Here is a 22,420-nt window from a genome sequence, read left to right as displayed (position 1 = left end):
AGCGGGGCTTTTTTCGTTGCCGGACTTGCCGTCCCGCTTGCGCGAGAACGGCATCGCCGTCGGTCGATCAGTGGATCAGTGGATCAGTGGATCACCAGGCGGGTGAACGGGTCCACATAGGCCTGCAGCGTGACGAACAGGCCCACCAGGATCGCCAGCACGACCGAGTGGAAGAACACGTAGCGCAGGATGTCGCCCTCGTGGCCGTACCACTTGGTCGCGGTCGAGGCCACCACGATCGACTGCGCGTCGATCATCTTGCCCATCACGCCGCCCGAGCTGTTGGCCGAGGCCATCAGCACCGGCGACAGGCCAAGCTGCTCCGCGGTGGTCTTCTGCAGGCCGCCGAACAGCACGTTCGACGCGGTGTCCGAACCGGTCAGCGCGACCCCCAGCCAGCCCAGCATGGTGCCGAACAGCGGGTAGAACACGCCGGTGTGGGCAAAGGCCAGGCCCAGCGTCGCGTCCAGGCCCGAATAGCGGGTCAGGTAGCCGACGCCGAACATCGCGCAGATCGTCAGCAGCGAGTAGCGCACCAGCTTGATGGTGTTCCAGTACTCGCGCAGCAGGCGCGGCACCGAATAGCCCATCAGCAGCCCGCCGACGACGGCGGCGACCAGGATGCCGGTGCCGGCCATCGACAGCACGTTGAAGTTGAACACCGCGGCCTCGGCGACCTGCTGCGGCACCACCGGCGGCACCTTCAGCACGGCCTTGTCCAGGCCCGGGATCGCATACTTCCAGGACCAGATCGCGTCGAAGGCCTTCTTGATCTGCGGCACGCCCCAGATGAAGACGAACACGGTCAGGATGACCCAGGGCATCCACGCCTTGGCGGTCGAGATGCCGGCGGCAGCGGCGTTGGCGCGCGCCTCGGCGGCGACCGCTTCGGGATCGTCGACCTTCGACTCGTCGTGGCGACCGAGGATCTTGGTGGTGGTCCAGATCTTCTTCGGCTTCCAGACCTTCAGGAACAGCGCCAGCGAGCCCATCGACACCAGCGCGGCGATCACGTCCACCAGCCACGGGCCGTGGTAGTTCGACACCAGGAACTGGGGGATCGCGAAGCTGACGCCGGCCACCAGGATGGCGGGCCAGACTTCCAGCATGCCGCGGAAGCCGGCAAAGGCCCAGATCAGCCAGAACGGCACCAGCACCGAGAACAGCGGCAGCTGGCGGCCGATCATCGCCGACAGGTCGAGCAGGTCAAGGCCGGTCACGGCCGACAGCGCGATGATCGGCGAGCCGAGCGCGCCGTAGGCAACCGGCGCGGTATTGGCGATCAGCGCCAGGCCCGACGCGGCCAGCGGCGAGAAGCCCAGGCCGATCAGGATGGCGCCGGTCACTGCCACCGGCGTGCCGAAACCGGCCGCGCCCTCGAAGAAGGCGCCGAAGCTGAACGCCACCAGCAGCAGCTGCAGGCGCCTGTCCTCGGTGATGCCGGCGATCGAGCCCTGCAGCACCTTGAACGAGCCGTTCAGCGTGGTCAGCCGGTGCAGGAAGATGATGTTCAGCACGATCCAGCCGATCGGGAACAGGCCGGAAGCGATGCCCAGGCCGGCGGCCTTGCCGGCCATCGCGGCGGGCATGCCGAAGATCGCCGAGGCGACCACGATGCCGACCACCAGCGCCAGGCCGGCGGCCAGATGGGCCTGCAAATGAAAGAACGCCAGCGCGCCCAACAGCACCGCGACCGGCACGCCCGCGGCGAGCGTGGACAGGGCCATGCTGCCGAGCGGGTCGTAGACTTGACTCCACACGATTGAATCCTCCTCAGTGATGGGCCGGCGAGCCATCCTTCTGCGGGCGATCCTCGCCGGTTTGCCTGCGCACGACAGGGACGCGCAGGGGTGACCCAAGCTTCGCGCACGAGCAAGCGAAGGATTTTAAGGACGGCTATAGGTCACCCGCGATACATCGCGTCACGATGGGCGTGAACCGGATTCAGGAATCAGGGTTTGCCCGGGGCGCGCGTCCGGTGTGCAGCGTACTCCAATTGTTGCGGAACGGAAATGTCTGCTTGCCGGCACGGCGGGCGGGGGAAGGAACAACTGCGGGGGAGGGAACCGCTGCGGAGATGGTGTTCCGGCGGCTGGCCCGGCGCCAGCGCCGGGACCATCGGAGGTGTTCAAGCCAGCGGCAGCACCAGGATGCCCGACGCGGCTGGCCGCGCGCGCATCTTCGCCAGCCAGCGCTCCAGCTCGGGACGCGGCTCGCGCTGGATCGGCATGCCCATCCAGCGATGCGCGGCGCAGGCCAGCGAGATGTCGGCCATGCTGAAGCGGTCGTCGCAGATGAATTCGCGCCCGGTCAGCGCCTTGTCGAGCAGGGCGGCCAGCGGCTCGGCCCGCGCGATCGAACGGGCGATCGCGTCGGCGTCGCGGCGCTCCGCCGGCGTGCGCACGGTCTGCACGAAGGCGTCGACCATGGCCGGCGTGAAGGCGGTGTTCTGCCAGTCCATCCAGCGGTCGGCGGAGGCGCGGGTGCGCACGTCCTCCGGCCACAGCGTGCCTTCGCCGTACTGCGCGCACAGGTAGCGCACGATCGCATTCGATTCCCACAGCACGAACGGCTCGCCGCCGATATCGGTGCCGCGGAAGTCCTCGATCACCGGGATCAGCCGGTTCGGGTTCAGGCGGACGTAGGCCTCGGTATCCAGGTCGCCGCGCGTGACGCCGATATCGATCCGCTCGTGATCGAGATGCAGTTCGCGCGCGCACCAGACGACCTTCTGGACGTTGATCGAAGAGAGCCGGCCCCAGATGCGCAACATATTGGTCTTCCTTGTTCTGGTCGGTGCCGTGGCCAGTCAGCGCCGGATCAGGCCGCCTTGGCGTGGCCGGCCTGCGCCGCGATGGCCTCCGCGAACAGCTTGCCAAGGATCGCCACGCCTTGCTCGATGCGCTCGGGCGGCACCGTGACGAAGGCCAGCCGCAGCGTATTCTGCCGCGGATTGGTGGCGAAGAACGGGGCACCGGGCACATAGGCGACGTTGCGTTTGACCGCTTCCTGCAGGATCGCCATGCTGTCCAGCCCTTCCGGCAGCGACATCCAGATGAACATGCCGCCCTCGGGCTGGTTCCACTTGACGCCGGCCGGCATATGGCGCGCCAGCGCATCGAGCATGTAGCGGCACTGGTTGCCGTAGAGCTCGCGGATGGTCGGGATATGCGTATCGAGCAGGCCGTCGCGGATCGTCTCGTAGGCGACGCGCTGCGTGAAGCTCGGCGTATGCAGGTCGGAGGCCTGCTTGGCCTGGCACAGCTTGAAATGCAGCTCGGGCGGGGCGATCACGTAGCCCAGCCGCAGGCCGGGCGCCAGTACCTTCGAGAACGAGCCCATGTAGATCACGCCGTCCGGGTTCATCGACAGCAGCGTGGGCAGCTGGTTGCCGGTGTAGCTCAGCTCGCCGTAGGGATCGTCCTCGATCAGCAGCACGTTCAGTTCGCGCGCGCGCTGCACCAGCGCTTGGCGGCGCTCCAGCGGCATGCGGCGGCCGGTCGGGTTCTGGAAGTTCGGCAGCGCGTACAGGAAGCGCGCGCCGGCGGTCAGCTCGGCGGTCAGCGCCTCGGGCTGCAGGCCCTGGTCGTCGCTCGGCAGCGAGACGAACTCAGGCTCGAACAGCGAGAAGGCCTGCAGCGCCCCGAGATAGCTCGGCGTCTCGACCAGCACCGGGCTGCCCGGATCGATCAGCACCTTGGCCAGCAGGTCCAGCGCCTGCTGCGAGCCGGTGGTGATCAGCACGCGCTCGACATCGACGCCATGGCGGCGCGCGATGAATTCGCGCAGCGGCAGATAGCCCTCGGTGGCGGTGTACTGCAGCGCGGCGTGCGGATTGTCGGCGAATACACGGGCCACCGCCTGTTCCATCGCGGCGACCGGGAAGGTCGCGGGCGACGGCAAGCCGCCGGCGAACGAAATGACTTCCGGACGCTCGGTGACCTTGAGGATTTCGCGGATGGCCGAGCTGGTCAGTTGTTGCGCCCGGCGGGAGATGGCCCAATGCATGATGGTCTCTTGGTGTGGTTCTCGCGCGGCGGCGCCGCGCGATGTCGGTCAAATCGGTGCGGCGATGCGCGCTGCGCGCACGCCTGAAAAGTTGGGGCTGGCTTTATTGGACTTCGACGATCATCTCGATCTCGACGCAGGCGCCCAGCGGAATCTGCGCGACGCCGAACGCGCTGCGGGCATGCTTGCCCTTGTCGCCGAACACTTCGGCCAGCAGCTCGGAGCAGCCGTTGGTGACCAGGTGCTGCTCGGTGAAGTCCGGCGTCGAATTGACCAGGCTCATCACCTTGACGATGCGCGTCACGCGGTTCAGGTCGCCGACGTGCGCGTGCAGCGTCGCCAGCAGGTCGATCGCGATCGCGCGCGCCGCCGCCTTGCCCTCTTCGGTGCCCAGCTGGTCGCCGAGCTTGCCGACCCACGGCTTGCCGTCCTTGCGGGCGATATGGCCCGACAGGAAGACCGTGTTGCCGGTCTGCGCGGCCATCACGTAGGCGGCGGCGGGGGCGCCGGCGGTCGGCAGTTCGATGCCCAGGCGGGCGAGGGTGTCATAGACGGACATGCAGACTCCTGTTGTGCGAGAGTTCGTGAGGGTTCAGCGGGATCGTGCGGGCGGCAGGCCCGCGGACGCAGCGGACGGGCCCGACGTGGCCGACGTGGCGGATCCGGGCGCGGCACGCACCGCGGTCCGGCGCCCCAGCGCCACCACCGCGATCACCGCGACGGCGAAACCGATGGTCGGCGCGTCGAGCGGCTCGGCCAGCAGCAAGGCGCCGCCGGCCAGCGTCATGAACGGCTGCAGCAATTGTATCTGGCCGACGCGGGCCACGCCCCCTTTCGCCAGTCCGGCGTACCAGAAGACGAAGCCGATGAACATCGAGAAGAGGGAGACGTAGGCCATGCCCAGCCATGCGCGCGCCGACGCGGCGGCGATCTGCGGCAGCGTCTGCGCGGCCATCCAGGCGACCGTCGGCAGCACCACCGGCAGCGACACGACCAGCGCCCAGCTGATGGTCTCGAGGCCGCCGAGCTCGCGCGACAGCTTGCCGCCCTCGGCGTAGCCCAGCGCGCCCAGCACCATCGCGGCGAACAGCAGCCAGTCGGCGTGCTGCAGCGCGCCGGCGCCTTGCCACAGCGCGAAGCCGACCACCAGCGCGCTGCCGGCCAGCGCCGCGGCCCAGAACGCGATCGACGGCCGCTCGCGGCCGAACCAGGCGGCGAACACCGCGGTGGCCAGCGGCAGCAGCCCGATCACGATGGCGCCGTGGCTGGCCGGCACCTCGCGCATCGCCAGCGACGAGAACAACGGAAAGCCGATCACCACGCCGAGCGCGGTCACGGCCAGCCGGAACCATTGACCGCCGCGCGGACGGTGCGCCGCGGACAGCGCGCCGCGCTGCCACAGCAGCGCCAGCGCGAGCAGCGTCGCCACCAGCGCGCGGGCCAGCGCGACGAAGGTGGCGTCGAGCTCGGCCACCGCCATGCGCGTGAACGGCAGCGTCTGGCTGAAGATCGCCACGCCGATGAAGCCGAGCAGCATGCCGCCGCTGGGGGCCTCGGCGGGCATGGCCGCGCGCGAGGGACAGGGCGCGGCGGTGTCGCGTTGCGTCATGGCAGGGTCCTGGTGGCGTTCATGCGGGTGGTCTTGCGGGCGTTCATGCGGGGCTGTTCTGGCAGGGACTGTGTTCGGTGGCGTTCTTGAGCGACGGTTCTTGTGCGGCTGTGCTTGTGCGCTGTTCTTGCGGCGGCTTTTGCGTGCGCTACGGCATCGCCGGCCGCCCCGCGAAGGCGATCCACAGCGCGGTCGCGGCCAGCGCCAGCCCCATCGCGCGATTGAACCAGCGGATGCGCTGGCCGACCTGCAGCCACTGGCGCAGCGACGCGCCCATCGCGCCGTAGGCGCCATTGCTGAGGAAGCCGAACACGCCGAACACCGCGCACACCAGCAGGCCGCGCTGCAGCGGCGACTCGGCCCCGGACATGTAGGAGGCGGCGATCGCCAGCGCCAGCATCCAGGCCTTGATGTTGGCGTACTGCAGCGCCACCGATTGCCAGACCGACAGCGGCGCCAGTACCTGCCGGTCGCTGAGCGCGGCGCTGCGGCCGATCTTCGCGGCCAGCCACAGCAGGTAGGCGACGCCCGCCAGATGGACGATCGTGGCCAGCACGGGGCTGGCGACGATCAGCGCGCCGACCCCTGCCGCGCACAGCGCGAGGATGCTGGCGAAGCCGAGCGCGACGCCGATGCAGTGCGGCAGCGTCGCGCGCAGGCCGAAGTTGGCGCCGGTCACCGCGGCGATGGTGGTGTTGGGGCCGGGCGTGAACAGGCCGACCGTCATCAGCGACAGCAGCGCGGCAAACTGCGTGGCGGTCAGGCCCGCAAGCCAGGCGGACAGGGACGCATCGATCGGCATCGGGCTCATGCCGCGGCACGCGCCGGACCGGCGTCGGAGATCATCGCCTGATCGGCCGCTTCGGCGAAGTTCACCACCACGCGCCGGTTTGTGCGGCTCTTCTTCTCGATCTTGCTCACCACCACCGGGCCGATCTCGCCGACCGCGGCGACATGGGTGCCGCCACAGGGCTGGCGGTCGATGCCGGGGATCTCGATGATGCGGATCTGGCTGGTGCCCGCCGGCGGCGCCGCGCCGATGGTGCGCACCAGGTCCGGCTCGGCCGCCAGCTGCTCCGGCGTGATGCGGTCGATGCGAACCGGCGTATCCGCGGCGATCAGCGCATTGAGGCGCTCGGTCAGATCGGCCTTGTCCAGCGTCGATTCGGGCAGGTCGAAGTCGATGCGCGCGGTGTCCGGGTTGATGTTGCAGCCGGTGACCGGCACCGGGATCAGCGAGCCGAGCAGATGCAGGCAGGTGTGCAGGCGCATCAGCCGATGGCGGCGCGCCCAGTCGATCGCCACGGTGACGCGGTCGCCCGGGGCCAGCGCCGGCAGCGCCTGGTCCGGCGCGGGCACGTGCAGGATCGCGCTGCGGTCGGCCGCGTAAAGGGTCTCGGCCAGCGCGATCGTGCTGCCGTCGGCCAGCGTGAGGGTCCCGGTGTCGCCGGCCTGGCCGCCGCTGCGCGCGTAGCAGACCGTTTCGTCGAGCACGATGCCTTCGGGCAGTACCGCCAGCACGGTGGCGCTGCAGCGGTCGAGATAGGCGTCCTCGTCGAAGCGCTTGCGCGTCGGCGGCAACAGGGTGTCGGACATCGGGAGTCTCCTTTGTTCTGCGGGGAAATCGCGGATATCGGCGGATACCGGCGGATATCGCGGGATATCAGCGGTATCGCGAGTATCGCCGGTATCGGCTCGGGTATCGGCTCGGGTATCGGCTCGGGTATCGGCTCGGGTATCGCTATTGGGTCGGCGGTGCCTCTGGGCCTGTACCGGTGCGGCCGCCTGTCCCGGCATGGCGGCGCCGCCCGGACAGCCTCGCGCCGGCCGTCAGGTGATGCCCGGCAGGCTTTCAACGTGGGTCGATGTTAGACAAGGTTGTCGGTACAGTACCGATACAGTTATTCTGCTGATCCTCAGTACAGTTTTCGGGGGCCGTCCATGGAAACAGGAAACCAAGCCGGATCGCCGCACGGCGAGACCGAACCAGCGGCGCCAGCCGGGCACGCGATGGGCGAAGGGAAGGCCGAGGCTGCCGGCAAGGCCGCGCGTGCCGGCAGCCGCCGTCCGCTGCGGCTGGTGTTGCCGTCGGCCCCCACGGCATCCGGCGAGCTGTCGGCCGCCGGCAGCCTGCCCGATCCGGTGCCCTCGGCGCAGATGACGCTGGTCGGGCAGCTGACCGAATGGGCGCGGATGCGGATCGAGGAGCGGGTGTTCCGCCCCGGCATGCGCATGCCGTCGATCCGCCAGCTCGCGCAGGACAAGGGCATCTCGCGCTTTACCGTGGTCGAGGCCTACGATCGGCTGGTCGCGCTCGGCTATCTGGAATCGCGGCGCGGCTCGGGCTTTTTCGTGCGCGAGCGCGGGCCGGGCATCGGTGCGGGCCTTGGCGCGGGCTTGCCGAGCGAGGCCGCCCCGCCGGCGCCGCATGGGTCGCGCAATATCGACGTGCCCTGGCTGCTGCGCAACATGTTCCACCGGGCCGAGCCGCGCAAGGCGCCGGGCCTGGGCTTCCTGCCCAACGACTGGCTCGACGGCGAGCTGATCGGCAGCGCGCTGCGCGGCCTGGCGCGCCAGCCGGGCAGCCATTTCCTCGCCAGCGGCACGCCCGAGGGCTTCCTGCCGCTGCGCCAGCAGCTGCGCACGCGGCTGGCCGAACTGGAGATCGGCGCGGCGCCCGAGCAGATCCTGCTGACCTCGGGCATCACGCAGGCGCTGGACCTGATCGCGCGGCTCTACGTCCGTCCCGGCGATCCGGTGCTGGTCGGCGATCCGGCCTGGTTCGTGATGTTCGCCCGCTTCGCCGCCCAGGGCGCGCAGGTGATCGGCGTGCCCTACACGGGGGAAGGCCCGGACCTCGAAGCGCTGGAGCGCATCGTGCAGGCCCACCGTCCCAGGCTGCTGATCCTCAATTCGGTGTTGCACAACCCGACCGGCACCTCGCTGTCGGCCGCCAAGGCCTTCCAGCTGCTGCGGCTGGCCGAGCAGTACGACTTCCTGGTGGTCGAGGACGACGTCTACTGCGACCTGTGCCCGCCGGGCCATCCGGCCACGCGGCTGGCGAGCCTGGACCAGCTCAAGCGCGTGGTCTACCTCGGCAGCTTCTCCAAGACGCTGGCGGCCAATCTGCGGGTCGGCTTCGTCGCGGCCCGTCCCGAACTGGTGCAGAGCCTGACCGACGCCAAGCTGCTGGCGGGGCTCGCCACGCCGGAGATCAACGAGCGCGTGCTGTACAAGGTGCTGACCGAGGGGCACTACCGCAAGCACGTCGAGCGCGTGCGCAACCGGCTCGAGCGGGCGCGCGACGAGACCCGGCACGCGCTGGAGAAGCTGGGCCTGACGCTGTTTCCGGGCCAGCATGCCGGCATGTACCTGTGGGCCGATACCGGCCGCGATACCAATGCGATCGCCACCGCGGGGCACGAGGAGGGCTATCTGTTCGCGCCCGGCAGCCTGTTCTCGCCGTCGCAGCTGCCGTCGGGCTGGATGCGCTTCAACGTCGCCTGCGGCCACGATCCGCAGATGCTGGACTTCCTGGCGCGCCAGCTGGATCGGTTGTAGCCAGGGCCGGGGCCAGGGCCAGGGCCAGGGCCAGGGCCAGGGCCGGAGCCGGAGCCGGAGCCGGAGCCGGAGCCGGAGCCGTGCCGCGTCCCCATGGCCGTGGCGGGGCCCCGCCCTTGGCTTAGGGGGCACCGAGCCGCCCCGGGCCGTGCCGCGGCCACCACTTGAAAAACCGCCGGGGCGCCCCTATCTGGCCGCCACCGGCGCGGCCATGCCGGCCTTGGTCCAGCGCCATGCCAAGCCCGCCGCGGCGACGCGAATTGCACGATGGCGCTGCCGCCCTGCGCGGCGGCGGCGCCCGGATCCATTCACGAGGAGAACCATGAACGCCACGCACGAGACGATGAGCTTCCAGGCGGAAGTCAAGCAGCTGCTGCATCTGATGATCCACAGCCTGTACAGCAACAAGGAGATCTTCCTGCGCGAGCTGATCTCGAACGCCTCGGATGCCACCGACAAGCTGCGCTTCGAGGCGATCGCCAATCCCGCGCTGCTGGAGAACGACGCCGACCTGGCGATCCGCATCGAGACCGACAGCAAGGCCCGCACCATCACGATCACCGACAATGGCATCGGCATGAGCCGCGACGAGGCGATCCGCAACCTGGGCACGATCGCGCGTTCCGGCACCAAGGAATTCTTCGAGCAGCTGTCGGGCGACCAGCAGAAGGACGCCGCGCTGATCGGCCAGTTCGGCGTCGGTTTCTACTCGGCCTTCATCGTCGCCGACCGCGTCACGGTCGAGACCCGCCGCGCCGGCGTACCCGCCTCCGAGGCGGTGCGCTGGGAGAGCGGCGGCGACGGCGAGTTCACCGTCGATGCGATCGAGCGCGCCGAGCGCGGCACCGCCATCACGCTGCATCTGCGCGAGGGCGAGGACGACTTCCTGTCGGCGTGGAAGCTCAAGGACATCATCCGCAAGTACTCGGACCATATCTCGCTGCCGATCCGCATGCCCAAGGAGGTCTGGGACGCCGACACCAGCGCGTACAAGCGCACCGGCGAGTGGGAGAGCGTCAACCAGGCCAGCGCGCTGTGGACCCGCGCCAAGAGCGACATCACCGACGAGCAGTACGTCGCCTTCTACCAGCACATCGCGCACGACCACGAGAAGCCGCTGGCGTGGACGCACAACCGCGTCGAAGGCCGCAACGAATACACGCAGCTGCTGTACATCCCGGCGCGCGCGCCGTTCGACCTGTGGGACCGCAACCATCGCGGCGGCCTGAAGCTGTACGTCAAGCGCGTCTTCATCATGGACGACGCCGAGCAGCTGCTGCCGAACTACCTGCGCTTCGTCAAGGGCGTGATCGATTCGTCCGACCTGCCGCTGAACGTCTCGCGCGAGCTGCTGCAGGAAAGCCGCGACGTCAAGGCGATCCGCGAGGGCAGCACCAAGCGCGTGCTGTCGATGCTCGAGGCGATGGCCGACAGCGAGGACCAGGCCGAGCGCGACAAGTACGCGAGCTTCTGGCAGCAGTTCGGCCAGGTGCTCAAGGAGGGCCTGGGCGAAGACACGGCCAACCAGCAGCGGCTGGCCAAGCTGCTGCGCTTTGCCTCCACGCACCAGGACTCGGCCGAGCAGACCGTGTCGCTGGCCGACTATGTCGGCCGCATGAAGGAAGGCCAGGACAAGATCTATTACGTGACCGCCGACACGTGGAATGCCGCCAAGGCCAGCCCGCATCTGGAGGTGTTCCGCAAGAAGGGCATCGAGGTGCTGCTGCTGACCGACCGCGTCGACGAGTGGATGCTGTCCTTCCTGAACGAGTTCGACGGCAAGGAGCTGGTGTCGGTCGCGCGCGGCGGCCTGGACCTGGGCGCGCTGGCCGACGAAGAAGAAAAGGCCGAGCAGCAGAAGGCCGAGGACGAATGGAAGGACGTGCTGACGCGCGCGAAGGAAGTGCTGGCCGACAAGGCCAAGGACGTGCGCGTGACGCTGCGCCTGACCGACTCGGCCTCGTGCCTGGTGTCGGACGAGGGCGAGATCAGCGGCTATCTGCAGCGGCTGCTGAAGCAGGCCGGCCAGAAGGCGCCGCAGACCAAGCCGATCCTCGAACTGAATCCGTCGCATGCGCTGGTCGGCAAGCTGCGCCAGCTCGCGGGCGCCGGGGCCGAGGGCGATGCCGATGCCTTCGCCGACCGCGTGCACGTGCTGTTCGACCAGGCGCTGCTGGCCGAAGGCGGCATGCTGGAGGATCCGGCGGCCTACGTGCAGCGGATCAACAAGCTGCTGGCCTGATGCCGGCCCGGCGTGGGGCGCCACGGGCGGCGCGACCGGAGGCGGCAGCGGGGGCACTACCCGGTGCAACGCCCGTTGCAACACCGGAGGTACCGGCGGACCTGCAGCAAGGTCTGCCGCCGGTGATCGACCGCCATACCCGCGTGCTGATCCTCGGCAGCTTCCCGGGCGCCGCCTCGCTGGCGGCGCGCCAGTACTACGCGCATCCGCGCAACCAGTTCTGGCCGCTGCTGGGGGCGCTGCTTGGCGAGCCGCTGCCCGAGCTGCCCTATGCCGAGCGGCTGACGCGCGTGCTGGCGCATCGCGTCGGCATCTGGGACGTGCTGGGCGCCTGCGTGCGCCCGGGCAGCCTCGATTCCAATATCCGCCATCCGCAGGCGAACGATTTCGAGCGCCTGCGGCAGCTTGCACCGGCGCTGCGCCGCGTCGGCTTCAACGGCGGCACATCCGGCCGCTTTGCGCCGCAATTCGCCGCGGCCGGCTACGAGACCGTGGTGCTGCCCTCGTCGAGCCCCGCCCACGCGGCGCGCACCTTCGAGCAGAAGCTGCAGCTGTGGCGCGCGCTTCTGTCACAATCGCGGCCGTGATTTGACGCGGACCGCCCGTCGGACTCCTTGGACGCCTTGGACCCGGGCTGTCTTTCCGTAGCCTGCCGCATTGCTGACTGATGACCCTGTTGAAACGAAAATCGATCGAAGCCGTGGCTTCCCGCCGTCCCGCGCGCGGCGAACGGGAGCGCAATGCGCGCCGCCACGATCGCGACACCGCCTCCGATCTCGGTGCGGCGGAGGATCGCCGCGACGAGAAACGGATGACGCCGCGCTTTGCGCCGGTGACTTTCTCCGAATGGAATGGCGTGCGCTACCTGCATTTCGGTACCGAGTGGGTGCAGGGCGCGATGCGGCTGCGCAAGCCCGACGCGATCGAGCTCGAATACGCGCAGCAGATGATGGCCTGGCTGCTGTTCCTGTCGCCGTCGCAGCGCGATTTCCATATCGCGCAGCTTGGGCTGGGCGCGGCCTCGCTGACGAAGTTCTGCCATCGGCATTTCGCCAGGGCGCGCGTGACCGCGGTCGAACTGAATCCGGCCGTGATCGTCGCCGGGCGCAGCATGTTCGGCCTGCGCGAGGACGATGCGCGGCTGACGGTACGCGAGCAGGACGCCTGGGACTATGTGATGGACCCCGCGAGCACTGGCGCGCACGACGTGCTGCAGGTCGATCTGTACGACGCCACCGCGCGCGGTCCGGTGCTGGACACCACGGCCTTCTACAAGGCCTGCCGGCGCGTGCTGAAGGCCCCTGGCGTGATGACGATCAACCTGTTCGGCGACCACGACAGCTTCCCGAAGAACATCGTGCGGATCTGCGAGGCGTTCGAGGACCGCGTGCTGGTGTTCCCGGAGGTGCACGACGGCAACGTGATCGCGCTCGCCTTCAACGGGCCGGCGATCGATATCGACTGGGAGACCCTGGAGCAGCGCGCGCGCGTGGTGCAGGAAGCGACCGGGCTGCCGGCGCGGCAGTGGGTCAAGGGCTTGCGCCGCGCGAATGCGCGGCAGGAAGAGCGGCTGCGGATTTAAGCCGCGGCTCTCTCCCCCGGCCCCTCTCCCGCGCGCGGGAGAGGGGCGCCTCTCGCCGGATTTCTGCTCAGGGGTTCTCCCTCTCCCGATCAGGGGGGAGAGGGGTGGGAGAGTCGGGGAGAGCGAGGTGGTTCCTCCCGCCCGCCGTTATTCCTTGTGGAAGAACTGCGCCAGCGACCATTCGTCGGTGCGGGCTTCGTAGCGTACGCCCTTGCGCATCGCCCACATTGCAAGCTGGCTGTGCGACGGGATGATGGCGTGGTCGGCCAGCGCGAACCTGGCCGCGGTGCGCGCGTTCTCCTCGCGCGCCTTGTCGCTGCTGATCGTCGTCAGCGAGGTCTCGATCAGCTTGTCCAGCTGCGGATTGCTGTAGCGCCCCCAGTTCCACGTGCCGTAGCCCGTCTTGGGATCGGGCGTGCCCGTGATCGAGCGCAGCGCGACGTCGGCCGCGGCCGAGCCCCAGCCCAGCATCTGGAAGGAAAAATCGCCCTGGCGCGCGCGCGTGAAGTACGCCGCCACCGGCATCGTCTCGACCTTGGTCTGGATGCCGATGCGCGTCAGCATGCTGGCGGTGGCCTGCGCCACCGCGGCATCGTTCAGATAGCGGTTGTTGGTCGCATGCAGCGTCAGGCCGAAGCCGTTCGGATAGCCCGCCTGCGCCAGCAACTGCTTGGCGCGCTGCGGATCGTAGGCGTCCGGCTTGGTGCCCGGATGGCCGAAGATCTGCGGCGAGACGATCGACGAGGCCGGCACCGCCAAGCCTTCCATGATGCGCGAGACGATCGCGTCGCGGTTCAGCGCATGGCTGATCGCGGCACGCACGCGCGCATCCTTGAACGGGTTCTTGCCGAGCGGCTTGCCGGCGCGGTCGGTCACATAGGGCGGATCGTCGCGCCACTGGTCCATCTGCCAGAAGATCGTGCGCCACGAGACCTGCTGCTCGATGCGAAAGCGCGCATCCTTCTTCAGCTTGGCCACGTCGGCCGACGGCACGCTTTCGATCACGTCGACGTCGCCGGCGAGCAGCGCCGAGGTGCGCGCGCCGCTGTCGGTGATGATGCGGAACACCGCGCGGTCCCACTCGGGCTTCGGACCCCAGTAGTCCGGATTGCGCTCCATCACGATCTCGCTGCCGCGCGCGAAGCGGACGAACTTGAACGGCCCGGTGCCGATCATCGCCTTGCCGCTGTCGAAGTCGGTCTGGTTCAGCGTGGCCGCGATGCGCTTGGGCATGATCGGCACGCTGTTCAGGTCGTTGGCGAGGTTGGCGTAGTTCCGCACGTTCATGGTCAGCCGCACCGTCAGCGGGTCCGGCGTGTCGATGCGCGCGATCGGCTTGGTGTAGCTGGTGAACGAGCCCGGCGCGTTGGTCAGCTTCTCGGGGCGCTGCAGCGACGCCTTGACGTCCTCGCTGGTGAACGGCGAGCCGTCGTGCCATTTGACGTTGGGGCGCAGCTTGATTTCCCAGGTGGTGGCGTCGATCGGTTTCCACGACAGCGCCAGGCCCGGGATGTAGCGGGCGTTCTTGTCCATGAACACCAGCGACTCGAAGATATGCAGCGCGATCGCGTTGTTGGGCCCGGCGTTGTTCCAGTGCGGGTCCATCGAGGTGACGTCGGCCGCCAGGCCAATGCGCAGGTCCTCGGCCTGGGCGGCGCCCGCGGGCAGCAGCGTGAGGGCCGCGCTGGCGCTCAGCGTGGCCAGCAGCGCGGCGCTGGTGCGCAGCCAGCCGCGGCGGGACGGTTGGGCGGGGGTCGTCTGGCGGGACTTGTGAAGGGGGCGGTGGCGGTGCGGCATCGTTGCTTGGCTCCTGGTACGGGCCTGCGCGGGAGGCGGGCTTGCCGGTCCCCGCATCGACACATCGACGCATTGGGGAGGACGGCGGCCACGCCGGGCAGGCGGGTTCGCGGATGGCTTCGTGCGCATTGTGCCGATAAATCGCGGCCGGCGTGCGATGCGTGCGTCATATGCTTATGGCGACCGCAGGCGCGGGTCGCGCAGGCACGGCGCGCCCGAACCGACGCGCGTCCCACCGAAGCCCATCCACCGAAGCCCGTCCACCGAAGCCCGTCCACTGAAGCCCATCCACCGAAGCCCATCCACCGAAGCACCGAAACACCGAAACACCGAAGCACGTCCACCAACGAGCGCCCGCCGGAGCCCGCCCGGTAGAATCGCGCCCATGTTCGCCAACTCCCGCCCGATCGCGTCGGCCCAGACCGATGCCCACCACCAGCTTGCCACCCGCGTCGCCCGCCATCTCGCCGAACCGTTCCGCAAGCCGATCGGCGAGGTCAGCCGGCGCGCGCTCGACGCGGCGCTGGCCAGCTGGCAGGCCGCCGGCGGCGCGCCGCTGATCCTCGATGCCGGCTGCGGCGTCGGCGAAAGCACGCTGCGGCTGGCGCAGGCCTTTCCGGACTATTTCGTCATCGGCGTCGATCAGTCCGAGAAGCGGCTGACCGCCGGCAAGGACTGGTGGCAGGGCGCGCTCCCCGACAACTTTGTCTGGGCGCGCGCCGATCTGGTGGACGTCTGGCGCCTGCTGCAGCGCGACCGCATCGCGGTGTCGCGCCACTACGTGCTGTATCCCAATCCCTGGCCCAAGATCGGGCATCTCGGACGGCGCTGGCACGGCCATGCGGTGTTTCCCGCGCTGGCCGCCTGCGGTGACTATCTGGAGTGCCGCAGCAACTGGCCGGTGTATATCGACGAATTCGCGCAGGCGCTGGCGCTGGTGGGCCGGCCCGCCCGTACCGAGCTCTGGCATCCGGCGCAGCCGATGACGCCGTTCGAGCGCAAGTACCAGGCCTCGGGCCACCCGCTGTGGCGCTGCGTCAGCGAGGGGCCGGCGCCGCAATGACAACGGGCCCGGCGCAAGGGCAACGGTCCGCGTCTCAACGAGCCACGCCGCAATGACAACGGCCCGCAGGGTTGCGGGCCGTCGGGTCGTTCCGTTGCCGCCTCGCGCGGCTCAGTGGAACAGCGGCTGCTGCGTCGGCGCGTCCTCGGGCAGCTCGGCGTGCACGATCTCGCCGGAACGGTCCGCGTACAGCGGCGTGCCGCAGTCCTCGCAGTACTCGGGATCGAACAGCGAGGCGTGGCGGAAGATGTCGTCGACGCCGGCGTTGCGCAGTTCCTCGCAGATCTGTTCGAGCGGATTGCCTTGCCCGCTGTCGTCGATCTCGCCCGACTCGCGGCCATAGACCGGCCAGACGATGCCGTAGATCACGTCCTTCTCGCCGCGCATCGTGAAGGCGACGCGGTATTCCTCGACCTCGTCCTCGCCGAAGGCCGCGGTGACGGCCGCCAGCTGGCCGGCCGTGATATCGAGCGTGCCGCACAGATAGTTGACCGCCGCGCGCACGGTCAGCGGACGGATGCTCTTGTCCGACTCGCGGCACGACAGGAAGAAGGCGTCGGGCAGCAGCAGCTCGAACTCGCAGCCCGGCAGCAGCAGCGCCAGCGAGGGCTGGACCTGGGTGCGCCATTGCTCCAGGCACACCGAGCGCTCGGCATGGTGCTCCTTCGATTCCTCCTGCCAGCGGAACAGCGGCTGCTCGTGCTCGGCGACCACCACCGCCAGCAGATAGCGCGGATCGGCCAGGATGGGCGCGGTCTCGGGCAGGTCGCGCAGATCGACCTTGGGCGCGACGCCGGCCAGCGCGGCCGAGATCAGCTTGTGGGTCAGCGCGAAGGTGTCGCTATGGGTGCGCGGCAACTGGTCGATGCTGTACAGATACGGCGACAGCGCCATGCGGGCATTCGAGGCCACTACATGGGCCTGCAGGTGGACGGCCAGCGTCTGCGCCTGCTCGGGCTTGAGCGCGCCCGACGGAATCGCGTAGCGGGTGTGGGCCAGGATCGGCGCCGCGATCAGCAGCGCGTCGTAACGCACGCCGTCGATCTCGACGGTGGCCGACTCGGCCAGCGTCTCGGCCTGCTCGGCGAGGACGTCGGAGGCGTCGACGTTGTGCTTGAACAGATGCTCGAGCGCGGCGTCCAGCGCCGACTGGCTGCCGTTTTTCAGCAGCCGGCCCAGGCGTTGCGATAGGCGCCGTTCCCAATACGCGTCCTCCATGCGGCTACCCGACGCATCGAGTGCGAGCGCGTCGGCGACGAGACGCTCGGCGTCCGGCGACAGTCGTTGAGAGGCCTTGGGGCGAAAACCTGCCATATGCTGAGTTCATCCGTTTTTCGGTAAAACGGTATTCTACTCGTTGCGTTGACACGGCCCAGCCAACACATGGGCAAACCCTGATGGATGTGCCATGCGCCGCATCGTCGGCGTGTCGGCATCGCCCGCATCTAGTGCGCATCCGCAAGCGATACGGCAGGTGCCTGCCGGACCGGCGCGGTGCTGCCGGGCGACGCATCGGAACGGTGTCCGCCTTGCCACAAGCCCGTCAGGGCTGCCCGGTCACTTCTGGGGCTTGGCCTCGCCCGAGGCCGGCGCGTGGGTCTCGGTGCCGTGTTGCTCGCCACCCATCGAGACGTCGCCGCCTCCCTGCATCAGCAGCATCAGGGCGGCGCCGGCGATGACGATAAAGGCGATCAGGATCTTGGCCATGCTTGTCTCCTAGGTCTCGTTGGCGGCCGCCAGGGAGGGGCCGCGCTGTTCTATGGATGAGACCGAGTGTGGCAGCGCAGGCTTGCGTGGAACTTACATGCGGCCATGAAGTGGCCATGCAGCGGCCATGAAGCGGCCATGCAGCGGCCATGAAGCGGCGATGACGGAGTCATGACAAGGCGATGACCGCGCCATCGCCCCGGGCGGCGAATGCCACCGGGGGCCATGGCGCGGCCTTCATGGCGCGGCGTTTACGCCACCAGCAGCTGCCGCAGCACGAAGGGCAGGATGCCGCCGTGGTTGAAGTAGTCGACCTCGATCGGCGTGTCGATGCGCAGCAGCAGCGGCACGCGCTGGGTCTGGCCGCCGTCGCGGTGGATCACCAGCGTGACGTCCTGTTGCGGCCGCAGCTCGCCCTCGATGCCTTCGATGTCGAAGGTTTCGGTGCCGGTCAGTCCCAGCGACTGCGCGCTGTCCTCGCCCTTGAACTGCAGCGGCAGCACGCCCATGCCGACCAGGTTCGAACGGTGGATCCGCTCGAAGCTGCGCGCGATCACCGCCTTGACGCCCAGCAGCTGCGTGCCCTTGGCGGCCCAGTCGCGCGACGAGCCCGTGCCGTATTCCTCGCCGCCGAATACCACCGTCGGCGTGCCCTCGGCGATGTACTTCATCGCCGCGTCGTAGATCGACAGCTGCTCGCCGGACGGCTGGAACAGCGTGTAGCCGCCCTCGACGCGCGTGCCGTCTTCCCGCGGCGGGATCATCAGGTTCTTGATGCGCACGTTGGCGAAGGTGCCGCGCATCATCACCTCATGGTTGCCGCGGCGCGAGCCGTAGCTGTTGAAGTCGGCCTTGAGCACGCCGTTCTCGAGCAGGTACTTGCCGGCCGGCGAGGTGTCCTTGATCGAGCCCGCGGGCGAGATGTGGTCGGTGGTCACCGAGTCGCCGAAGATGCCGAGCGCGCGGGCGCCGCGGATGCTGCGCGCGCCGCTGTCGGGCTCCATCGTGAAGTTCTCGAAGAAGGGCGGCTGCGCGATATAGGTCGACTTGGGCCAGTCGTAGACCTGGCCCGAGGTGCCCTTGATCTTGCCCCACAGCGTGCTCGGCTTCTTGACCTTCTCGTAGTTGTCCTTGAAGGTCTCTTCGTCCATCGCGAAGCGCATCAGCGCATTGACCTCGTCCGAGGTCGGCCAGATGTCGCCGATATAGATGTCGCGGCCGTTCTTGCCCTTGCCCAGCGGCTCGGTCATCAGGTCGCACAGGATGTTGCCGGCGATCGCGTAGGCCACCACCAGCGGCGGCGACGCCAGGAAGTTGGCGCGGATGTTCGGATGGATGCGCGCCTCGAAGTTGCGGTTGCCGGACAGCACCGCGGCGGCCACCAGGTCGTTCTGCACGATGGCCTCGTTCAGCGACGGCGTCAGGTCGCCGGCATTGCCGATGCAGGTGGTGCAGCCGTAGGCGGTGACGCCGAAGCCGAGCTTCTCCAGGTACGGCAGCAGGCCCGCGGCCTTCAGGTATTCGGTCACCACGCGGCTGCCGGGGGCCAGCGAGGTCTTGATGTGCGGCGCCACGTGCAGCCCCGCCTGCACGGCCTTCTTTGCCAGCAGGCCGGCGGCCAGCATCACGCTCGGGTTCGAGGTGTTGGTGCACGAGGTGATCGCCGCGATCAGCACGTCGCCGTTGCGCACCGGAATGCCGTCCGAGGTCTTGTAGACGCGCTCCAGGTCCTCCGGGTCCTTGCTGAAGCCGTTCTCGGCGACCGGCTTGCTGAACAGGTCGGCGAAGGTCCGCTTGACGTTGCCGATCTCGATCCGGTCCTGCGGACGCTTCGGGCCCGCCAGCGACGGCGCCACCGTGGACAGGTCCAGTGTCAGCACCTTGGTGTAGTCGATCTCGCCGGCGCGCGGGATGCCGAACAGCTCCTGGGCGCGGAAATACGCCTCGAACGCGGCGATCTCGTCGGGCGTGCGGCCGGTGCCGCGGAAGTATTCGATGGTCTTCTCGTCGACCGGGAAGAAACCCATGGTCGCGCCGTACTCCGGCGACATGTTGCCGATGGTGGCGCGGTCAGGCACCGACAGGCTCGCGGTGCCTTCGCCGAAGAACTCGACGAACTTGCCGACCACCTTCTCGCGGCGCAGCATCTCGGTGATCGTCAGCACCAGGTCGGTGGCGGTGACGCCTTCGCGCAGCCGGCCCTGCAGCTCCACGCCGACCACGTCGGGCGTCAGGAAGTAGACCGGCTGGCCCAGCATGCCGGCCTCGGCCTCGATGCCGCCGACGCCCCAGCCGACCACGCCGATGCCGTTGATCATGGTCGTGTGCGAGTCGGTGCCGACCAGCGTGTCCGGGTAGTAGATGCCGTCCTTGCGGTGCACGCCGCGCGCCAGGTATTCGAGATTGACCTGGTGCACGATGCCGAAGCCGGGCTGCACCACGCCGAACGTGTCGAACGCCTGCATGCCCCACTTCATGAACTGGTAGCGCTCGTTGTTGCGCTGGAATTCGAGCTGCATGTTCAGGTCCAGCGCCTTCTTCTCGCGGAAGTGGTCGACCTGCACCGAGTGGTCGACGACCAGGTCGACCGGCACCAGCGGCTCGATCTTCTTCGGGTTCTGGCCCATCTTCTCGGCGACGTTGCGCATCGCGGCCAGGTCGGCCAGCAGCGGCACGCCGGTGAAGTCCTGCAGCACCACGCGCGCGACCACGAAGGGAATCTCGTCGACACGCGCGCCGGTCGGGTCCCAGTTGGCCAGCTGGCGCACGTGTTCCTCGGTCACCTTCTTGCCGTCGCAGTTGCGCAGCACCGATTCGAGCACCAGGCGGATCGACACCGGCAGGCGCTCGATGGCGACGCCCAGGGTCTTGCCCAACTGCGGCAGCGAGTAGAACTGTCCCTTCGCGGAAGGGCCGATCTGGAATTCTTTGAGCGTGTCGTTCAAGTTGTGGGGCATTGCCTGACTCCAATCGAAGAGGTGCTATTTGCGGGACTTCGTGCGGACGTTGTGCGAACTTCGCTGCGCATCGACATGACGTGGCGGGCGGCGACTGCAGCGCCGGCGTGACGGCATCAGCATTACTTTATGCGTCACGTTCGGCACGGGCAACCGGCACGCCACTTCGGCCTCGCGCATCCTATACCAGTAAAAGAGCTAAACAAATCACATTCTGGGATGATGACCCGAAGCGCCGGAGCGGCATCCAGCGATGCCGAGGCGACGCTATATGACATACAGGTCGACGTACTCGTGCACCGGCATCGCCTCCAGCGCCGCCTGGTCCAGCGACACGTCGAGGATCGCCTGCTGCTGTTTCGGCGGAAAGCGGCGTGCCAGATTGGTGCGGAATTTCTCGACCAGCAGCGGGATGCCGTCCTCGCGCCGCCGCCGGTGTCCGATCGGGTATTCGACCGCCACCTCGGGCAGCACCGTGCCGTCGGTCAGTTCGACCGTCAGCGCGTTGGCGATCGAGCGCTTGTCCGGATCGTGATAGTCGGCGGTGAAGCCGGCATCCTCGACACAGGCGATCTTTTCGCGCAGCGCATCGATGCGCGGATCGGCGGCGACGCTGTCCTCGTAATCCTCGGCGGTCAGCCGCCCGAACAGCAGCGGCACCGCCACCATGTACTGGATGCAGTGGTCGCGGTCGGCCGGATTGGCCAGCGGCCCCTTCTTGTCGATGATGCGCAGGCACGCCTCGTGGGTACGGATGGTCACGCGCCGGATCTCGGCCGCCGTGCGCCCCATGCCGTCCAGCAGCCCGTGCAGCGTCATCGCGGCTTCGACCGCGGTCTGCGCGTGGAATTCGGCCGGGAACGAGATCTTGAACAGCACGTTCTCCATCACGTAGGTGCCGTACGGGCGCTGGAAGCGGAACGGCTTGCCGTCGAACAGCACGTCGTAGAAGCCCCAGGTCTTGGCCGTCAGCACCGAGGGATACCCCATCTCGCCGGTCCTGGCGATCAGCGCCAGCCGCACCGCGCGGCTGGTGGCGTCGCCGGCGGCCCAGCTCTTGCGGCTGCCGGTATTCGGCGCATGCCGATAGGTGCGCAGGCTCTGGCCGTCGACCCAGGCCAGCGACAGCGCATCGACGATCTCGTCGCGCGACAGGCCCAGCATCTGCGCGACCACGGCGGTGGAGGCGACCTTGACCAGCACCACGTGGTCCAGCCCCACCTTGTTGAACGAATTCTCCAGCGCGATGCAGCCCTGGATCTCGTGGGCCTTGATCATCGCGGTCAGCACGTCCTTCATCGTCAGCGGCTTCCTGCCGCCCGCGACGCGCTGGCGCGACAGCCAGTCGGCGGTGGCCAGGATGCCGCCCAGGTTGTCGGACGGATGGCCCCACTCGGCCGCCAGCCAGGTGTCGTTGAAGTCCAGCCAGCGGATCATCGTGCCGATGTTGAAGGCGGCCTGAACGGGGTCGAGCTGAAACTGGGTGCCGGGGACCCGGGCGCCGTGCGGCACGACGGTGCCAGGCACGATCGGGCCGAGCAGCTTGGTGCAGGCGGGGTAGGACAGCGCCTCGAGGCCGCAGCCGAGCGTGTCGATCAGGCAGTTGCGGGCGGTGTCGTAGGCGAGGGCGCTCTTGACCTGGTACCGGGTCACATAGTCGGCGATGTCGACCAGCACCTGGTCCGGCTCGGGCCGGGCCTGCGGATGGGGATTTGGACGGAGATTCGGACTGGCTGCGGACACGACACTTCTCCTGGGTGTGGTGCTGCGTGGCCCCGCGCGGCATGCAAGCGCGGGGCCGGGTACCGCGTCTTACTGGCGCGGCGCCGCTTGCTGCTCGGTGGCGCCGGCGGCCGCGGCCGGGGCGGCGGCCGACGGAGCGGCCGGAGCGGCG

At 68.7% G+C, this 22,420-nt stretch carries 17 protein-coding genes; 5 read left to right on the top strand and 12 right to left on the bottom strand.

What is annotated here, in order from left to right:
• Positions 1-83: 83 nt before the first annotated feature.
• The 7 genes from F1599_RS25380 to F1599_RS25350 form a co-directional block, all read right to left on the bottom strand.
• Complete coding sequence (locus F1599_RS25380) at positions 84-1,760, bottom strand: L-lactate permease (RefSeq protein WP_150084893.1); 1,677 nt, start codon at positions 1,758-1,760, stop codon at positions 84-86.
• Positions 1,761-2,128: 368 nt separating this feature from the next.
• Positions 2,129-2,773, bottom strand: coding sequence for a glutathione S-transferase family protein (locus F1599_RS25375; protein ID WP_149316977.1), 645 nt, complete (start codon positions 2,771-2,773; stop codon positions 2,129-2,131).
• 47 nt (positions 2,774-2,820) lie between these two features.
• Positions 2,821-4,008: an aminotransferase-like domain-containing protein gene (locus F1599_RS25370; RefSeq protein WP_150084892.1), complete on the bottom strand. Its 1,188-nt coding sequence runs from the start codon at positions 4,006-4,008 to the stop codon at positions 2,821-2,823.
• A gap of 103 nt (positions 4,009-4,111) precedes the next feature.
• On the bottom strand, positions 4,112-4,567 hold the full coding sequence (locus tag F1599_RS25365; protein ID WP_149316979.1) for a RidA family protein: 456 nt from the start codon (positions 4,565-4,567) through the stop codon (positions 4,112-4,114).
• 33 nt (positions 4,568-4,600) lie between these two features.
• Entirely contained in the window at positions 4,601-5,572 is a 972-nt protein-coding gene (locus F1599_RS25360; RefSeq protein WP_223819882.1) for a DMT family transporter, read from the bottom strand.
• A 193-nt stretch (positions 5,573-5,765) separates the two neighbouring features.
• Positions 5,766-6,419: a LysE family translocator gene (locus F1599_RS25355; protein ID WP_190286456.1), complete on the bottom strand. Its 654-nt coding sequence runs from the start codon at positions 6,417-6,419 to the stop codon at positions 5,766-5,768.
• A 5-nt stretch (positions 6,420-6,424) separates the two neighbouring features.
• Positions 6,425-7,198 (bottom strand): alanyl-tRNA editing protein, encoded by a 774-nt coding sequence (locus tag F1599_RS25350; protein WP_149317122.1) that lies wholly within the window; start codon positions 7,196-7,198, stop codon positions 6,425-6,427.
• A gap of 429 nt (positions 7,199-7,627) precedes the next feature.
• On the opposite strand from F1599_RS25350, the gene F1599_RS25340 reads away from it, so the two are divergent.
• From F1599_RS25340 to F1599_RS25320, 4 genes are all read left to right on the top strand, one after another.
• Positions 7,628-9,178, top strand: a complete 1,551-nt coding sequence (locus tag F1599_RS25340; protein ID WP_395897217.1) for a PLP-dependent aminotransferase family protein — start codon at positions 7,628-7,630, stop codon at positions 9,176-9,178.
• 322 nt (positions 9,179-9,500) lie between these two features.
• A complete protein-coding gene (gene htpG / locus F1599_RS25330; RefSeq protein ID WP_150084889.1) occupies positions 9,501-11,420 on the top strand; it encodes a molecular chaperone HtpG in 1,920 nt (639 codons plus the stop codon).
• Positions 11,420-12,007, top strand: coding sequence for a DNA-deoxyinosine glycosylase (locus F1599_RS25325; protein WP_223819875.1), 588 nt, complete (start codon positions 11,420-11,422; stop codon positions 12,005-12,007). The genes htpG and F1599_RS25325 overlap by 1 nt, the downstream gene beginning before the upstream one ends.
• An 80-nt stretch (positions 12,008-12,087) precedes the next feature.
• The gene (locus F1599_RS25320) at positions 12,088-13,002 is read left to right on the top strand and encodes a class I SAM-dependent methyltransferase (protein WP_150084888.1); all 915 of its coding nucleotides are present in this window, start codon (positions 12,088-12,090) and stop codon (positions 13,000-13,002) included.
• 147 nt (positions 13,003-13,149) lie between these two features.
• Here F1599_RS25320 and F1599_RS25315 read toward each other — a convergent pair whose 3' ends face one another.
• Positions 13,150-14,799: an ABC transporter substrate-binding protein gene (locus F1599_RS25315; RefSeq protein ID WP_150084887.1), complete on the bottom strand. Its 1,650-nt coding sequence runs from the start codon at positions 14,797-14,799 to the stop codon at positions 13,150-13,152.
• A gap of 385 nt (positions 14,800-15,184) precedes the next feature.
• On the opposite strand from F1599_RS25315, the gene trmB reads away from it, so the two are divergent.
• Complete coding sequence (gene trmB, locus F1599_RS25310; protein ID WP_190286453.1) at positions 15,185-15,862, top strand: tRNA (guanine(46)-N(7))-methyltransferase TrmB; 678 nt, start codon at positions 15,185-15,187, stop codon at positions 15,860-15,862.
• A gap of 111 nt (positions 15,863-15,973) precedes the next feature.
• Here the strand turns inward: trmB and F1599_RS25305 are convergent, their stop codons facing one another.
• From F1599_RS25305 to F1599_RS25295, 4 genes are all read right to left on the bottom strand, one after another.
• Positions 15,974-17,176: a DUF2863 family protein gene (locus F1599_RS25305; RefSeq protein WP_006579014.1), complete on the bottom strand. Its 1,203-nt coding sequence runs from the start codon at positions 17,174-17,176 to the stop codon at positions 15,974-15,976.
• A gap of 243 nt (positions 17,177-17,419) precedes the next feature.
• Positions 17,420-17,569, bottom strand: coding sequence for a hypothetical protein (locus F1599_RS26070; RefSeq protein WP_190286452.1), 150 nt, complete (start codon positions 17,567-17,569; stop codon positions 17,420-17,422).
• Between the two features lie 251 nt (positions 17,570-17,820).
• Complete coding sequence (acnA, locus tag F1599_RS25300; protein ID WP_149316984.1) at positions 17,821-20,526, bottom strand: aconitate hydratase AcnA; 2,706 nt, start codon at positions 20,524-20,526, stop codon at positions 17,821-17,823.
• A gap of 267 nt (positions 20,527-20,793) precedes the next feature.
• Positions 20,794-22,269: a bifunctional 2-methylcitrate dehydratase/aconitate hydratase gene (locus tag F1599_RS25295; protein ID WP_149316985.1), complete on the bottom strand. Its 1,476-nt coding sequence runs from the start codon at positions 22,267-22,269 to the stop codon at positions 20,794-20,796.
• Positions 22,270-22,420 lie beyond the last annotated feature (151 nt).

Origin of the sequence: Cupriavidus cauae (genome assembly GCF_008632125.1) — a bacterium.
Lineage (GTDB): Bacteria > Pseudomonadota > Gammaproteobacteria > Burkholderiales > Burkholderiaceae > Cupriavidus > Cupriavidus cauae.
The sequence above is the reverse complement of the archived record's forward strand: the minus strand, read 5'-3'. Positions and strand labels throughout refer to the sequence as shown.

Coding starts and splice junctions, on each gene's coding strand:
- F1599_RS25375 (WP_149316977.1), bottom strand. CDS start 2,773: ATGTTGCGCATCTGGGGCCGGCTCTCTTCGATCAACGTCCAGAAGGTC.
- F1599_RS25370 (WP_150084892.1), bottom strand. CDS start 4,008: ATGCATTGGGCCATCTCCCGCCGGGCGCAACAACTGACCAGCTCGGCC.
- F1599_RS25365 (WP_149316979.1), bottom strand. CDS start 4,567: ATGTCCGTCTATGACACCCTCGCCCGCCTGGGCATCGAACTGCCGACC.
- F1599_RS25360 (WP_223819882.1), bottom strand. CDS start 5,572: ATGCCCGCCGAGGCCCCCAGCGGCGGCATGCTGCTCGGCTTCATCGGC.
- F1599_RS25355 (WP_190286456.1), bottom strand. CDS start 6,419: ATGCCGATCGATGCGTCCCTGTCCGCCTGGCTTGCGGGCCTGACCGCC.
- F1599_RS25340 (WP_395897217.1), top strand. CDS start 7,628: ATGGGCGAAGGGAAGGCCGAGGCTGCCGGCAAGGCCGCGCGTGCCGGC.
- htpG (WP_150084889.1), top strand. CDS start 9,501: ATGAACGCCACGCACGAGACGATGAGCTTCCAGGCGGAAGTCAAGCAG.
- F1599_RS25325 (WP_223819875.1), top strand. CDS start 11,420: ATGCCGGCCCGGCGTGGGGCGCCACGGGCGGCGCGACCGGAGGCGGCA.
- F1599_RS25320 (WP_150084888.1), top strand. CDS start 12,088: ATGACCCTGTTGAAACGAAAATCGATCGAAGCCGTGGCTTCCCGCCGT.
- F1599_RS25315 (WP_150084887.1), bottom strand. CDS start 14,799: ATGCCGCACCGCCACCGCCCCCTTCACAAGTCCCGCCAGACGACCCCC.
- trmB (WP_190286453.1), top strand. CDS start 15,185: ATGTTCGCCAACTCCCGCCCGATCGCGTCGGCCCAGACCGATGCCCAC.
- F1599_RS25305 (WP_006579014.1), bottom strand. CDS start 17,176: ATGGCAGGTTTTCGCCCCAAGGCCTCTCAACGACTGTCGCCGGACGCC.
- F1599_RS26070 (WP_190286452.1), bottom strand. CDS start 17,569: ATGGCCAAGATCCTGATCGCCTTTATCGTCATCGCCGGCGCCGCCCTG.
- acnA (WP_149316984.1), bottom strand. CDS start 20,526: ATGCCCCACAACTTGAACGACACGCTCAAAGAATTCCAGATCGGCCCT.